12 protein-coding genes are annotated in these 15,308 nt (G+C 58.5%); 9 read left to right on the top strand and 3 right to left on the bottom strand.

The window, feature by feature from the left end; all coding sequences use genetic code 11:
- The first annotated feature begins 151 nt into the window (after positions 1-151).
- The 5 genes from deoC (at position 152) to FUU19_RS02300 (ending at position 6,076) form a co-directional block, all read left to right on the top strand.
- On the top strand, positions 152-865 hold the full coding sequence (gene deoC, locus FUU19_RS02320; protein ID WP_255703031.1) for a deoxyribose-phosphate aldolase: 714 nt from the start codon (positions 152-154) through the stop codon (positions 863-865).
- Between the two features lie 66 nt (positions 866-931).
- Positions 932-2,461: a xylulokinase gene (locus tag FUU19_RS02315; RefSeq protein WP_230491083.1), complete on the top strand. Its 1,530-nt coding sequence runs from the start codon at positions 932-934 to the stop codon at positions 2,459-2,461.
- Positions 2,458-3,789 (top strand): L-fucose:H+ symporter permease, encoded by a 1,332-nt coding sequence (gene fucP, locus FUU19_RS02310; protein ID WP_230491082.1) that lies wholly within the window; start codon positions 2,458-2,460, stop codon positions 3,787-3,789. The genes FUU19_RS02315 and fucP overlap by 4 nt, the downstream gene beginning before the upstream one ends.
- 1 nt (position 3,790) lies before the next feature.
- On the top strand, positions 3,791-4,183 hold the full coding sequence (locus FUU19_RS02305) for a VOC family protein (protein WP_230491081.1): 393 nt from the start codon (positions 3,791-3,793) through the stop codon (positions 4,181-4,183).
- A gap of 1,200 nt (positions 4,184-5,383) precedes the next feature.
- Positions 5,384-6,076 carry an acyl-homoserine-lactone synthase gene (locus FUU19_RS02300; RefSeq protein WP_080287126.1) on the top strand — a complete coding sequence of 231 codons (693 nt, stop codon included), beginning with the start codon at positions 5,384-5,386 and terminating at the stop codon, positions 6,074-6,076.
- Here the strand turns inward: FUU19_RS02300 and FUU19_RS02295 are convergent, their stop codons facing one another.
- Positions 6,077-6,793, bottom strand: coding sequence for a helix-turn-helix transcriptional regulator (locus tag FUU19_RS02295; protein WP_033636878.1), 717 nt, complete (start codon positions 6,791-6,793; stop codon positions 6,077-6,079).
- Between the two features lie 200 nt (positions 6,794-6,993).
- Between FUU19_RS02295 and FUU19_RS02290 the strand changes: the two genes are divergently transcribed.
- The gene (locus tag FUU19_RS02290; RefSeq protein ID WP_049271167.1) at positions 6,994-7,752 is read left to right on the top strand and encodes a DeoR/GlpR family DNA-binding transcription regulator; all 759 of its coding nucleotides are present in this window, start codon (positions 6,994-6,996) and stop codon (positions 7,750-7,752) included.
- 61 nt (positions 7,753-7,813) lie between these two features.
- Here the strand turns inward: FUU19_RS02290 and lptG are convergent, their stop codons facing one another.
- Both lptG and lptF read right to left on the bottom strand, forming a co-directional pair.
- The gene (gene lptG / locus FUU19_RS02285; protein WP_019453290.1) at positions 7,814-8,884 is read right to left on the bottom strand and encodes an LPS export ABC transporter permease LptG; all 1,071 of its coding nucleotides are present in this window, start codon (positions 8,882-8,884) and stop codon (positions 7,814-7,816) included.
- Positions 8,884-9,978, bottom strand: a complete 1,095-nt coding sequence (gene lptF / locus FUU19_RS02280; RefSeq protein WP_141971221.1) for an LPS export ABC transporter permease LptF — start codon at positions 9,976-9,978, stop codon at positions 8,884-8,886. Before lptF ends, lptG begins: the two co-directional genes overlap by 1 nt.
- 282 nt (positions 9,979-10,260) lie before the next feature.
- Between lptF and pepA the strand changes: the two genes are divergently transcribed.
- The 3 genes from pepA to FUU19_RS02265 all read left to right on the top strand — a co-directional run bounded on the left by pepA (position 10,261) and on the right by FUU19_RS02265 (position 15,195).
- Positions 10,261-11,772, top strand: a complete 1,512-nt coding sequence (gene pepA, locus FUU19_RS02275; protein ID WP_230491080.1) for a leucyl aminopeptidase — start codon at positions 10,261-10,263, stop codon at positions 11,770-11,772.
- 84 nt (positions 11,773-11,856) lie between these two features.
- Positions 11,857-12,306 (top strand): DNA polymerase III subunit chi, encoded by a 450-nt coding sequence (locus FUU19_RS02270; protein WP_004933353.1) that lies wholly within the window; start codon positions 11,857-11,859, stop codon positions 12,304-12,306.
- Positions 12,307-12,318: 12 nt separating this feature from the next.
- On the top strand, positions 12,319-15,195 hold the full coding sequence (locus tag FUU19_RS02265) for a valine--tRNA ligase (protein WP_063918055.1): 2,877 nt from the start codon (positions 12,319-12,321) through the stop codon (positions 15,193-15,195).
- The last annotated feature ends 113 nt before the right edge of the window (positions 15,196-15,308 follow it).

Below are 15,308 nucleotides of genomic sequence, written 5' to 3'. Positions count from 1 at the left end.
GTTTACCGCATCTTTCTCCCGCACTTTCACGCCCCTCACAGCAAAACCGCAGATCCGATCACAATTTCACCAAATGCTGATTTTAAAGCCATATGAAAGAGAATAAGGTGAACAAATAAAATCAAATGAAAATAAAAGAAGGATAAACGTAATGAATGAAACAACCAAACGCATGGCCAGGTTGATCGATCTGAGCGCGGTGCAGGCCACCAATACCGAGGAAGACGTGCGCCACTGCGCCGCGCTGGCCAGCCGCTATCGCATCATCTCGGTACACGTGCTGCCGTGCTGGACGCGTTTCCTCAGCACCCTGCTGCCGGAGCGCGGCCAAGCGGACGTGATGATTGGCGGGCCGGTCGGCTTTCCCGGCGGTGGGCAGACCACCGATCTCAAGGTGCAGGAGGTGCGCCAGCTGATCGCCGAGGGCGCGCGCGAAGTCGATATGGTGGTGAACATCGGCAAGGTGCTGTCGGGGGATTACGACTATGTGCGCGAAGATCTGCACCGGGTAGTCGAGGCCGCCGCGCCGGTACCGGCCAAAGTCATTCTGGAGACGCACTATCTGAACGAGCAGCAGATCCGTCAGGTGTGCGATATCGCCGTCGAGGTCGGCATGGCCTGGGTGAAAACCTCCACCGGCTGGGCACCGACCGGCGCCACGGTAGAGAAAGTGGCGATCATCGCCGATCAGTTGCGTGGCCGCATCCCGATCAAAGGGGCCGGTGGCATTCGCGATCTGGACACGGTGCGCGCGTTGTATCGGCTGGGCGTACGCCGCTTTGGCATGAGCGCGGCGGCCACCCAGCGCGTGCTGGAGCAGCTCGAACAGGATCCAGGCCTGTTCCCGGAACTGAACGATAACTAAATCCTGCGCGATCCCAGCGCACGCTTCTGCGGGTGGCCCGCGCCATCCGCCACGGGAGTGATAACAATGAAAGATTTACTTCTTACCCTTGATATTGGCACCGGCAGCACTCGCGCCGGGCTGGTCACCAACACCGGGGAAATCCTTGGCTTCGCGCAGCGCGAGTACGAGCAGATCATGCCGCAGGCCGGTTGGTCGGAACAACCGCCTTCACTGTGGTGGCAGAGTGTCTGCCAGTGTACGCAGGAGCTGTACGCGCGCTACGCCGAATACTGGCCGCGTATCGCCGCCGTCGGCGCCTGCGGGCAAATGCACGGCACGGTCTTGCTCGATGCCGACGGCGAGCTGGTCGTCGATCGCGCCATGCTGTGGAACGACAAACGCGCGCAGCCGCAGGTGGCGCGCTTTAGCCACCAACAGCCGCCGCAGCCCTGGCTTGAACTGTTGAACAATCCCCCTACCGCCGCCTGGCCGGCGTTCAAGCTGGCCTGGCTGCGCGAGCATCACCCATCGCAGTGGGAGCGCATCGCTACGGTGTTGATGCCGAAGGATTACGTCAATTTCCGGCTCTGCGGCGTACGCGCCACCGATTACAGCGAAGCCTCCTGCTATTACCTGATGGACAGCGCCACGCTGCAGTGGTCGCCAGAGGCGCTGCGGCAGTTCGGGCTGCGCGCCGATCAGCTGCCCGCCATCCATCTTTCCAGCGAGGTGATTGGCCACATTACGCCCGCAGCGGCACGCGTGACCGGTCTGCCGCCGGGCGTACCGGTGGTAGCAGGCACGGCGGATATGGCCGCTACCCTGCTCGGTTCCGGCGTCTATCAGGCCGGCATCGCCTCCGACAGCACCGGCACCTCCACGCTGCTCACCGTGGTCTCGGAACACCCGCTGCTCTCTGCCAGCGTCAACAACCTGCACCTGGCCAACTCGGCCTGGGGCGGTTTTACCCTGCTCGATGCCGGTGGCGACGCCATGCGCTGGGCGCGTTCGGCGCTGAGCGCCGGCCAACTCAGCCATCAGCAGATGCTCGATATGGCGGCCGAGGTGCCGCCGGGTGCCGAGGGGCTGCTGTTCCTGCCCTACCTGACCGGCGAGCGGCTGGCGGAACACACCAACTCGCGCGCGCAGTTCTTCGGCCTGCAGCGCAAGCATAGGCAGCCGCATCTCTACCGCGCGGTGCTGGAAGGCGTAGCGCTGGCCTCCCTGCGTAATCTCCAGCAACTCAGGCGCCACGCACAGGAGCCGGAGGCAATGATCGCCTCCGGCGGCGGCGCACGCAGCCCGCTGTGGCTGCAGATCAAAGCCTCGGTCTATAACCTGCCGCTGCTGCAGACGCGCAATCAGGAGAACGGCACCACCGGCTGCGCGATCGTCGCCGGGGTCGGCGTCGGGCTGTTCAGCAGTTTTGCCCAGGGGGTGAGCCGCACCGTCAGCATCGAGCGCGAATTTACTCCCGATCCGCGCCAGCACGAACACTACCTGCGCTGCTTCGAGCTGTTCGAACAGCTCTACCGCCAGGCGCAGCCCCTCTACGAACAGCTTGACGTTATTAGCTCGTTCTCTTTTTCTCCGGATGAAGGAACACCGCAATGAGCGACTCTCTGATTAACAAGGGCGACATCGCGCAGCACGCCGCGGCCGAAAGTATCGACCGCAGCGCCTATCTGCCCGTCACGCCCTGGCTGCAGCTGATGCTGGTCTGCTGCCTGTTCGCCCTATGGGGCATGGCCGGCAACCTGAACGATATTCTGATCGCCCAGTTCAAAAAGGGGTTCGATCTGTCGGATACCCAAACCGCACTGGTGCAGTCGATCTTCTTCCTCGGCTACTTCGTGATGGCGCTGCCCGCCGCAGCGGTGATCAAACGCTACTCGTACAAGGTGGCGATCGTAATCGGCCTGTGCCTGTACGCGCTCGGCTGCTTCCTGTTTATCCCGGCAGCGCAGATCATGACCTACGGTGCCTTCCTGGCCTGCCTGGGGGTGATCGCCACCGGGCTGTCGTTCCTGGAAACCTCAGCCAATACTTACTCCAGCCTGCTGGGGCCGCTGGAAACCTCCACCCAGCGCATCAACTTCTCGCAGATCTTCAACTCGCTGGGGATCATTTTTGGCGTATTGATCGGCCAGCAGCTGGTGTTCGGCAAAAACGATCCCAGCCACGCCGAATTGCTGCAGATGCCACCGGCGGCGGCCGAAGCGGCACGCACCCAGATGGTGTCGCAGGTGGTCACACCTTATCTGATCATCGGCAGCGTGCTAATCGTGTTGGCACTGATCTTCGTGGCGGTGAAATTCCCCGCCTGCAAAACCCAACGCTCGCACCAGGGAGCGGGCAAGCCGCTGATGCAATCGCTGAAGATCCTGCTGGCACTGCCGCGCTTCCGATTGGGGGTGCTGTCGCAGTTCCTGTATGTCGGCGCGCAGGTAGGGCTGTGGAGTTTCACCATTCGTTTTGTGCAAATGATTGAACAGGGGGCAACCGAGCATTCGGCCACCTACTGGCTGCTGGCCACGCTGGTCTGTTACTCGGCCGGCAAGGTGGTCACCACCGCGCTGATGAAAAAGTTCAGCCCGGCGCGGTTGCTCGGCGTGTTCTGTTCGGTATGCGTGCTGCTATTGCTGCTGGCCGTCAACATCCAAAGCCTGCTGGCGGTGGTGGCGATCATGGGCGTCAACTTCTGCATGGCGCTGTGCTGGCCAACCAACTTTGGCCTGACGATCAAAGGGCTGGGCGAAGAAACTCAGGTGGCCGGTTCGATCGTAGTGATGTCGATCATCGGCGGTGCGGTGGTGCCGTTAATCATGGGCATCATCTCCGATCTCAACGGCGGCGATATGCAGATCGCCTTCGCAGTACCGCTGGTCTGCTTCGCCTACGTCGCCTTCTATGGCTTCTACTGCGCGCGCAAGGGGATTTGATATGGCACACCAGATTAACGGGTTGATGCACGTCGGTCTGCGCTGCGCCGATATCGAACGAGCCGCCGGCTTCTATCGTTCACTCGGTTTCGAACCCCGACAAACGCTGGCGCTCGGCGGCCCCGTCGCCGTACAGTTTTTGCAGTTGGGTGAGCTAACGCTTGAGTTATACCAGTTAACAGACGAAGGGCTGACTCGCCCCGCCAGCGCCTATGGTATCGACCATATCGCTTTGCGGGTCACCGATCTGGCGGCCACGCAACGCTGGCTGGCGGAGCTGGGGTATCCGGTGATTGAAGGGCCGAAGCTGCAGCCCAGCGGTGCCAACGGCGTGCGTTATCTGATGATCGCCGGGCCGGACGGTGAGCGGGTGGAGTTCAGCCAACCGCTGTAATGTTTCTTCCCACGTAGCACAAGGCCCGATGGCGGTTATAAGCCATCGGCCTCATTCGCTTTTTTGTCAGCTCACGAGCCTTTACCGCCATAGCCATGCACCTTATCGGCCATCGCCTACATTTCCTCAATCGCCCTAACGGGCAGCGCCAAATAATCCCCAGCCGCAATGACAACGCTGAAAATAATTGCATAACAATGTGTCAGCCAATAAAAATGAGTTTACGTAACATTGCAGGAACAATATTTTTTCATTTATGGCAGTCATGGCTGGAATAAGCCAATGGGAACGGGGTTGTCAGGGGAGGGATGTTATTTGTTGAGAGGGGATTTTATCTGGAACCAACAGAAAATAGCGTGCATACGTAACAAAACAGCAACCCAAAGCTAAAAACCAGCAGAGAACACTTGCCTCTGCTGAGTTGATAGCTTTAAGATGGTGTAAGAAAATTTTCCCTGGTGTTGGCCGATCTTGGCAGCCTGACCCTACGAGGTCAGGTTTTTTTTATGTTTTTTTCATCAAAAATTGACTAGAAAAGTGTATCGCCTTAGGGAGTTAGAAGCTAGTTAGACTAAAGTATAGTACCCCACTAGACCTTCATCAGTTCAGTTGGGTTATTATTTCACATAGCGGAAATCGGCTGCCAGCACTATTTTTCGCTCTGTATCTCAGCCGCCACGGTGTTCTATCAAGACCACCACACATAGCTCATTTCACCCAGCAGCCCAACATACCCGCAGAACCATCACGAAATAGCACCGTTCCTGTCATTACAATAATGTGATCTCTATCAGATATTTTTTAAGATAGAATTTAACCGCTGCAGGAGTTCAGGTCCTGGGACATCACCAGCCGCCCTTTACACGCTTATTACTCTGTCGGCCGAAAAAGTCATGCCTTATCGGCATATCTCCAGTAAGAAAATATCACCAATTCAATATTAAAATAATGATAACGCCATTCATTATAAAATTACTGGTTAATATTTCGCCATGGCAGGAAACGTCTGTCAGCCAATGATAGCAAATTGAAATCAACTCCTGCCTTATCGGCCAGGGCGTTCAATCTCGCCGACTTGCTGTGTTCACCGTTCAATTGCCCTGAAACTGCCTTGCCACACGGCATAATAAGGTTAGCGCCGATCGCTTAAAAAGCCTTATCATTCTTACGCACCGGCATGCTCGTAGTGAAACTTCTCTGATGTTACTGGATAAAGTTATTTCTCTTAATTTATTCAAAGGTAACATTATGTTTAATATTTACAGCACCAACTACGCATCAATGAGCACCGAAAAATCAGCAGATCTTTATGTTTTAAGGAAAAACGTCTTTAAAGATAGACTGCAATGGGCCGTGAACTGTTCAGACGGCAAGGAGCTGGATGAGTTTGATAATGATAAGACAAACTATATATTTGGCGTAAAGGACAACATGATAGTTTGTGGTACCAGGATGATTGATATGAAACACAAGAATATGCTGAACAGCGCATTTTCCTCTTTCTTTCATGACATCGTCATTCCAGAAGGGAATTTCATCGAATCCACACGCTTTTTCGTCGATAAAGAAAGAACCCAGTCACTGCTGGGTCGCCGGTTCCCTGTGACTCTGGCGCTGTTCTTGTCGCTGATCAACTATGCGCGGCAACACGGCTATGACGGTATACTGGCCGTCTCCAGCCATCCGATGTTGCATATCATCAAAAGCTCCGGCTGGAACGTCACGCTGCTGAAGACAGGCATATCGGAAAAGAACGAGCCCGTTCATTTGCTGTTGGGCCACGTTGATCGTCAGAGCCAGGAGGCATTAAAAAACAAAATATTCAAAAAGTTGAATACGCAAGACGAGCACATGCTAAACGCCTGGCCGTTGAGCGACGAACCTGCGTTCTAATCACCCCACCGGTTTAATCAGCTGAAGTTCCATCCCTAAACGGATAGCATGCCGGGCATTCGCCACCCCCAGCTTTTTGACAATATTTCCCATATGAAACTTGATGGTGCAGGTTTTGATCCCCAGGATCATACCCATTTCCTGGTAGGTTTTCCCTACGCTGGCCCAATAGAGGATCTCGTTTTCTCTCTCGGTAAAACGGGCGTTTTTTTCCTGGCGCGCGGTGTTTTTTTCGGACAGTGAAGTCAGCGTCAAATACATCTCATGGGTCGATGCCAGTAGCAACGAAATATCGCCTTTATGCTGATTCAGCATCTGCATGGTTTCCGCCTTGCGCTCGGCAGCCAGGGTAAAGGAAAGGGTCACCAGATTATTATTAAAATCATGCAACACGAAGGTATAGCCGTCGGCTACGCCGAATTCGCGTGCTTGCTCGAACAACTCAGAAAAGCGGAAGCCGGCACCGGCCATCAGATTCTCATCCCAGGCAAAAGGCGTCAGGCGATTGAGCGCCGTAATGACTACCGGATCGGTATATTGTAGCCCTTGCTCTTTATATTGCTTTACCCATTCACCGGGATAATTGGTGACGCCAAAGATACATGACATATCTTTCTTGGATAACACCACGTAGGCCCAGATAAGCTCGCCGAAATCGCCTAATGCCGCTTCCAGATGCTTGCTGATAATGTGACTGATATTCTCTTCATATTCCATTAACTGCCTGCCCCGCTACCCAATACGCTGCTGGGTAGACTATACCAAAAAGGATCGACGCGCCGTAACCTTCACATCTCGCACGGATAATGCCCGGTGGAATATTGCCAGCGGCGGCCGGCAAGCGCTTTGCCTGCCGCCGATACGCGGGGTATATTAGCCGCACGTCCATTGTGCCTGTCAGGAGTGAATGAGTGAGCATGTTCGCAGAAGAGCGCCAGGAAAAACTCCTCGCCATTCTCAAGGAGAAGCGCAAGCTCTCCGTGGGGGAAATGAGCTCGCGCTTTAACGTCTCCGGCGCCACCATCCGCACCGATCTGCGCATTCTTGAAGACGCCGGTATGCTGACACGCACCCACGGCGGCGCCATTCTGCGCACCCGTGCCAGCTTCGAGGTCGGCTCCGATCAGCGTGAAGAGGTGAACCTCAGCGCCAAGGAGCAAATCGGTCAATTGGCCGCCGGCCTGGTGGAAGACGGCGACATCATCGTATTGGATACCGGCACCACCACCCTGCAGATCGCCCGCCATCTGCGCCAGCGCCGCAACCTGACCGTGGTCACCAACGATTTCATGATCGCCAAGAGTCTGGAAGACGTCGAATCGATCCAGATCATCCTGCTGGGCGGCATCGTCAAAAAGGGTTATCACTGCGCGGTCGCCATCAACGGCCGTTCACTGCTGGATACGCTGAACATCGACAAGGCGTTTATGGGCACCAACGCGCTGTCGTTGAAACAGGGCGCCTGCGTGGCCGATATCATGCTTGCCGAAACCAAGCGCGCGATGGTGGAGCATGCCAATCAGGTGATCGTGGTGTGCGATCACTCCAAGCTGAGCAACACCTCGCTGGCGCAGTTCGCCTCCCCTGCACAGATCGATACCCTGGTGCTGGATCGTCTGCCGGAAGACGCGCAGGCCTATCAGGATGCCGGCATCGCGCTGCTGAGCGTCGGTTGATCCCCCCAACAAAAAAGGCGCGGCCCTGCGGCCACGCCTTTCTTCACTACCGCTCGCCCCGCTACTTGCGTTTGAGCAGCATATACACGCTGATCAGCAGGAACAGCATGCTCGGCAGCAGCGCGCCCAGCACCGGCGGCATGCTGTAGACCATGCTCAGCGGGCCGAAGATCTGATCCAGCACGTAGAACAGGAAGCCGAAGCTGATGCCGGTCACCACGCGGATACCCATCGGCACGCTGCGCAGCGGGCCGAAGATGAACGACAGCGCCATCAGCATCATCACCGCCACCGACAGCGGCGAGAAGATTTTGCTCCACATGTTGAGCTGGTAACGGTTGGATTCCTGGCCGCTCTGCTTCAGGTACTTCACGTAGTTGTGCAGCCCGCTGATGGAGAGCGAATCCGGATCCAGCGCCACCACGCCCAGCTTGTCCGGGGTCAGGTTGGTTTTCCATTCGCCGGTCAGCGTCTGGGTACCGGTCACCTGTTTCGGGTTGGTCAGATCCGAGGTGTCCACCTGCGAAAGCTGCCACAGGCCGTTCTCGAAGCTGGCGGTAGCGGCATAGCGCACCGTCTCCAGGCGACGCTGGTCGTTGAAGTGGTAGATGTTCACGCCGGAGAGTTCTTTATCGCCGGAGACGCGCTCGATATAGATGAAGTCGTTGCCGTCCTTCGCCCACAGCCCGCTCTTGGTGGAGAGCAGCGAGCCGCCGTACATCTGCTGGGCGCGGTAGTTACGCGCCATCTGCTCGCCCTGCGGCGCCACCCATTCGCCGATCGCCATGGTCAACAGCACCAGCGGAATGGCGGTTTTCATCACCGAGCCGGCGATCTGCAGGCGGGTGAAGCCGGAAGCCTGCATCACTACCAGTTCACTGCGCGTCGCCAGCTGGCCCAGGCCGAGCAGCGCGCCGAGCAGCGCCGCCATCGGGAAGAAGATCTCGATGTCTTTCGGCACACTCAGCAGGGTGTACATGCCGGCGCTCAGCGCGGTGTATTCGCCCTGGCCGACCTTGCGCAGCTGATCGACGAACTTGATGATGCCGGACAGCGACACCAGCATGAACAGCGTCATGATGATGGTGTTGAAAATCGTTTTGCCGATATACCGGTCTAATACGCCAAACATCAGGCCGCTCCTCTCAGGCGTGCGCGCAGCTTGCGCATCGGCACGGTATCCCACAGGTTCAGCGCCAGCGCGATCGCCAAGTAAACGCCGTTAACCAGCCACAGCCACAGCATCGGATCCAGCTTGCCCTTGCCGGCGTTGGAGCGCAGCGAGGTCTGCAGCAGGAAGAAGATCAGATACAGCAGGATGGCCGGCAGCATGCTCAGCACGCGGCCCTGGCGCGGGTTCACCACGCTGAGCGGCACCACCAGCAGCGCCATCAGCGCCACCGACACCACCAGCGTCAGGCGCCAGTGCAGCTCGGCGCGCGCATCCGGATCGTCGGACTCCCACAGCGTCTGCATCGACATCTGTTCGGATTCGGTGTTGTCCGCCACCACGGTGCGGTGGCCAATCACCGCCTTGTAGTCGGTGAAGTCAGTAATGCGGAAGTCGCGCAGCAGCGCGGTGCCTTCAAAGCGGGTGCCCTTGTCGAGCGTCACCACCTGCGAGCCGTCTTTCTGCTGCACGATGTTGCCGTGCTCGGCCACCACCACCGACGGGCGTTGGTTGCCGTTCGGCCGCAGCTGCGCCAGGAACACGTCGTTGAAGGTGCTGCCCTTCACGTTGCCGATAAACAGCACCGCGTTGCCGTCCTGCGAGGGTTTGAACTGCCCTTCCGCCAGCCCGGCGATGCTCGGGTTGGCCTTGGCTTCGTTCACCACCACGTCCTGATAACGCGAGGCCCAGGGGCCGGCCCAAAACACGTTCACCGCTGCGACCGCAGAGGTGAGCAGCGCCAGGATCATGGCGGCGATAATCAGGGTGCGTTTGCCCAGCCCGCAGGCGTGCATAACGGTGATTTCGCTCTCGGTATACAACCGCCCAAGCGTCATCAGCAAGCCGAGAAACAGGCTCAAAGGCAGGATGAGCTGCGCCATTTTCGGCACGCCCAACGCGAGCAGGGAGAGTACTAAGTTTGTCGGGATATTGCCGTCCACCGCGTCGCCCAACACCCTGACCAAATTCTGACAAAAGAAGATCAGAAGCAGGATGAACAGGATGGCGATTTGGCTCTTGAGCGTTTCCCGTACCAGATATCTTATGATGATCACGCTTATTACGCCTGTGAAAACTTGTCTTTTTGCAGGAAAATCGATAATTTCATCGTTAATCCGCCATTTATTCTCATCATATGGCAACCTTCACAGCTAAAATAGTATTACAACATCAAGCCGTTTGGGTGTCCTATAGGAACTTGCTTATAGTCGCCAAAACAGAGCAATTTATGCCGTTCAGGTTAACATAATCCGTTAACTCAAATGGCAGGAGATCGTTACGGAGTCGGTTATTCTAGCCGTAGCGTCCGCCTTTGTCTTTAAGATTCAGGAGAGTGCATGGAGTTCAGTGTAAAAAGCGGTAGCCCGGAAAAACAGCGCAGTGCCTGTATTGTAGTCGGCGTTTTCGAACCGCGCCGCCTGTCCCCTATCGCAGAACAACTCGACAAAATCAGTGATGGTTATATCAGCGCATTGCTGCGCCGTGGCGAACTGGAAGGCAAGGTCGGGCAGACGCTGCTACTGCACCATGTGCCCAACATTCTCTCCGAGCGCATCCTGCTGATCGGTTGCGGCAAAGAGCGCGAGCTCGATGAGCGCCAATACAAGCAGGTGATCCAGAAAACCATCAATACCCTCAACGACACCGGCTCGATGGAAGCGGTCTGCTTCCTGACCGAACTGCACGTGAAAGGCCGCAACACCTACTGGAAAGTGCGTCAGGCGGTGGAAACCGCCAAAGAGACGCTCTACACCTTCGATCAGCTGAAAAGCAACAAGGTGGAGCCGCGCCGTCCGCTGCGCAAAATGGTGTTCAACGTGCCGACCCGCCGTGAGCTCACCAGCGGCGAGCGCGCGATTCAGCACGGTCTGGCGGTGGCTTCCGGCATCAAGGCGGCCAAAGATCTCGGCAACATGCCGCCGAACATCTGTAACGCTGGCTACCTGGCCTCGCAGGCCCGCCAGTTGGCGGACGCCTTCAGCACCAACATCACCACCCGCGTCATCGGCGAACAGCAGATGAAAGAGCTGGGCATGAACGCCTATCTGGCGGTCGGCGCCGGTTCGCAGAACGAATCATTGATGTCGGTGATGGAATATAAGGGCAACCCAAATCCGGACGCTAAGCCGATCGTGCTGGTAGGTAAAGGGCTGACCTTCGACTCCGGCGGCATCTCGATCAAACCGGCCGACGGCATGGACGAGATGAAATACGACATGTGCGGCGCGGCGACCGTGTACGGCGTGATGCGCGTGGTGGCGGAGCTGAACCTGCCGCTGAACGTGATCGGCGTGCTGGCCGGCTGTGAAAACATGCCGGGCGGCCGGGCGTATCGTCCGGGCGACGTGCTGACCACCATGTCCGGCCAGACCGTCGAGGTGCTCAACACCGACGCCGAAGGCCGCCTGGTGCTGTGCGACACCCTGACCTACGTCGAGCGCTTTGAGCCGGAGCTGGTGATCGACATTGCCACCCTGACCGGCGCCTGCGTGATCGCCTTGGGCCACCACATCACCGGCCTGATGTCGAACCACAACCCGCTGGCGCACGATCTGCTGGGCGCTTCCGAGCAGGCCGGCGACCGCGCCTGGCGCCTGCCGATGGCCGACGAGTACTACGAGCAGTTGGACTCCAACTTCGCCGATATGGCAAACATCGGTGGCCGCCCTGGCGGCGCCATCACCGCTGCCTGCTTCCTGTCGCGCTTCACCCGCAAGTACACCTGGGCGCACCTGGATATCGCCGGCACCGCCTGGCGCTCCGGTAAAGCCAAGGGCGCGACCGGCCGCCCGGTGGCGCTGCTGTCGCAGTTCCTGCTCAACCGTGCAGGTCTGAACGGCGACGATTAAATCTGAGCGGTAATTCAGGTATAATCCCAAGGGGCACAGCATGCTGTGCCCCTACATTTTTTTATCGGCAGCGGTGGATCCTTAATGAAACAGGCGACGTTTTATTTGCTCGACAACGCGGAACCGTCTGGTGCGCTCAGCGCCCATGAGGCCGTGGCCTGCGCCGTTGCCGCCAACGGCTTCCGCGCCGGCAAGCGGGTGCTGATCGCCTGCGAGAGCCAGGAGCAGGCCCAGCGGCTGGACGAAGCGCTGTGGCAGCGCGAGCCGCATGAATTCGTGCCGCACAACCTGGCCGGCGAAGGGCCGCACTACGGCGCGCCGGTGGAACTGTGCTGGCCCGGCAAGCGCGGCAATGCCCCGCGCGATCTGCTGATCGCCCTGCTGCCGCAGTTTGCCGATTTTGCTACCGCTTTCCATGAAGTGGTAGACTTCGTTCCTTACGAAGACACTCTGAAACAGTTGGCGCGCGACCGTTACAAGGCCTATCGCAGCGTCGGCTTCCATTTGACCACGGCTACGCCGCCAACTCACTGAATACGATAAAGAATGGAAAAGACAAACAGTCAGCTCGACACCGCATACGACCCAAAACAGATCGAACAGAAGCTGTACGATCATTGGGAGAATCAGGGTTACTTCAAGCCGAACGGCGACACCAGCCAGGAAAGCTTCTGCATCATGATCCCGCCGCCGAACGTCACCGGCAGCCTGCACATGGGCCACGCGTTCCAGCAGACCATCATGGACACCATGATTCGCTATCAGCGCATGCAGGGTAAAAACACCCTGTGGCAGGCGGGCACCGACCACGCCGGCATCGCTACCCAGATGGTGGTGGAGCGCAAGATCGCCGCGGAAGAAGGCAAAACCCGCCACGACTACGGCCGTGACGCGTTCATCGACAAAATCTGGCAGTGGAAGGCGGAGTCCGGCGGTACCATCACCCGCCAGATGCGCCGTCTGGGCAACTCCGTGGACTGGGAGCGCGAGCGCTTCACCATGGACGAAGGCCTGTCGAACGCGGTGCGCGAAGTGTTTGTCCGTCTGCACAAAGAAGACCTGATCTACCGCGGCAAGCGCCTGGTGAACTGGGATCCGAAGCTGCGCACCGCCATCTCCGATCTGGAAGTGGAAAACCGCGAATCCAAAGGCTCCATGTGGCACCTGCGCTACCCGCTGGCCGACGGCGCGAAAACCGCCGAGGGCAAAGACTACCTGGTGGTCGCCACCACCCGTCCGGAAACCGTGCTGGGCGATACCGGCGTGGCCGTCAACCCGGAAGATCCGCGCTATAAAGATCTGATCGGCAAAGAGATCATTCTGCCGCTGGTCGGCCGCCGCATCCGCATCGTCGGCGACGAACACGCCGATATGGAAAAAGGCACCGGCTGCGTGAAGATCACCCCGGCGCACGATTTCAACGACTACGAAGTCGGCAAACGCCACGGCCTGCCGATGATCAACATTCTGACCTTCGACGGCGACATCCGCCAGGAAGCGGAAGTGTTCAACACCCTGGGCGAAGTCTGCACCGACTACTGCAACGAAATCCCGGCCGAGTTCCGCGGCCTGGAGCGCTTCGCGGCGCGTAAAGCGGTAGTGGCCGCCTTCGACCAGCTGGGCCTGCTGGACGAGATCAAACCGCACGACCTGACGGTGCCTTACGGCGATCGCGGCGGCGTGGTGATCGAGCCGATGCTGACCGACCAATGGTACGTGCGCACCGCGCCGCTGGCCAAAGTGGCGGTGGAAGCGGTCGAACAGGGCGAAATCCAGTTCGTGCCGAAGCAGTACGAAAACATGTACTTCAGCTGGATGCGCGACATTCAGGACTGGTGCATCTCGCGTCAGCTGTGGTGGGGCCACCGCATCCCGGCCTGGTATGACGTGAACGGCAAAGTCTACGTGGGCCGCAGCGAAGAAGAAGTGCGCAGCGAGAACAACCTGGGCGCCGACGTGGTGCTGACCCAGGACGAAGACGTGCTGGACACCTGGTTCTCGTCCGGCCTGTGGACCTTCTCCACCCTGGGCTGGCCGGAGCAGACCGAGGCGCTGAAAACCTTCCATCCGACCAGCGTGATGGTCAGCGGCTTCGACATCATCTTCTTCTGGATCGCGCGCATGATCATGCTGACCATGCACTTCATCAAGGATGAAAACGGCAAGCCGCAGGTGCCGTTCAAGACCGTCTACATGACTGGCCTGATCCGCGACGACGAAGGCCAGAAGATGTCCAAGTCGAAAGGCAACGTGATCGATCCGCTGGACATGGTCGACGGTATCTCGCTGGAAGATCTGCTGGAAAAACGCACCGGCAACATGATGCAGCCGCAGCTGGCGGAAAAAATCCGCAAGCGCACCGAGAAGCAATTCCCGAACGGCATCGAGCCACACGGCACCGACGCCCTGCGCTTCACCCTGGCGGCGCTGGCCTCGACCGGCCGCGACATCAACTGGGACATGAAGCGCCTGGAAGGCTACCGCAACTTCTGTAACAAGCTGTGGAACGCCAGCCGCTTCGTGCTGATGAACACCGAAGCGCACGACTGCGGCTTCAACGGCGGCGAGAAAGTGCTGTCGCTGGCGGATCGCTGGATCCTGGCCGAATTCAACCGCACGGTGAAAGCCTACCGCGAAGCGCTGGACACCTACCGCTTCGATCTGGCGGCCAACATCCTGTACGAGTTCACCTGGAACCAGTTCTGCGACTGGTATCTGGAGCTGACCAAGCCTGTCGTGAGCAACGGCAGCGAAGCGGAACAGCGCGGCACCCGCCACACGCTGATCACCGTGCTGGAAGCGCTGCTGCGCCTGGCGCACCCGATCATTCCGTTCATCACCGAAACCATCTGGCAGCGCGTGAAGCCGCTGACCGGCACGACCGCAGACACCATCATGCTGCAGCCGTTCCCGGCCTACGACGCCGCGCTGGAAGACGAGCAGGCGCTGAACGATCTGGAGTGGATCAAGCAAACCATCATCGCCGTGCGCAACATCCGCGCCGAGATGAACATCGCGCCAAGCAAAGCGCTCGACGTGCTGCTGCGCAACTGCAGCGCCGACGCCCAGCGCCGCGTGCAGGAGAACCAAAGCTTTATCGCCCGTCTGGCGCGCCTGGAATCTATCGCGCTGCTGCCGGCCGGTGAGAAAGGCCCGGTCTCCGTCACCAAGCTGGTGGACGGTGCCGAGCTGCTGATCCCGATGGCCGGTTTCATCGACAAGGACGCCGAGATCGCGCGTCTGGCCAAAGAGATGGGCAAACTGGATGCGGAAATCGCTTCGATCGAAGGCAAGCTGGCGAACGAAGGCTTCGTGGCGCGCGCGCCGGAAGCGGTGGTCGCCAAAGAGCGCGATCGTCTGGCGGCCTGCAAAGAAGGAAAAGTGAAGCTGCAGGAACAGCAGGCGACCATCGCCGCGCTGTAATCCACCGGCTCACGCCAACGCCTGAAAAACAGCGGGGTCTTCCCCGCTGTTTTTTTATCGCCGTTGCATCCGAGCCGGGTTAGATGTTATTACAAGATATTACTGCTGCAGGG

The sequence above is a fragment of the Serratia montpellierensis genome (assembly GCF_020858655.1).
In the GTDB taxonomy this organism is placed as follows: Bacteria; Pseudomonadota; Gammaproteobacteria; order Enterobacterales; family Enterobacteriaceae; genus Serratia; species Serratia montpellierensis.
The sequence above is the reverse complement of the archived record's forward strand: the minus strand, read 5'-3'. Positions and strand labels throughout refer to the sequence as shown.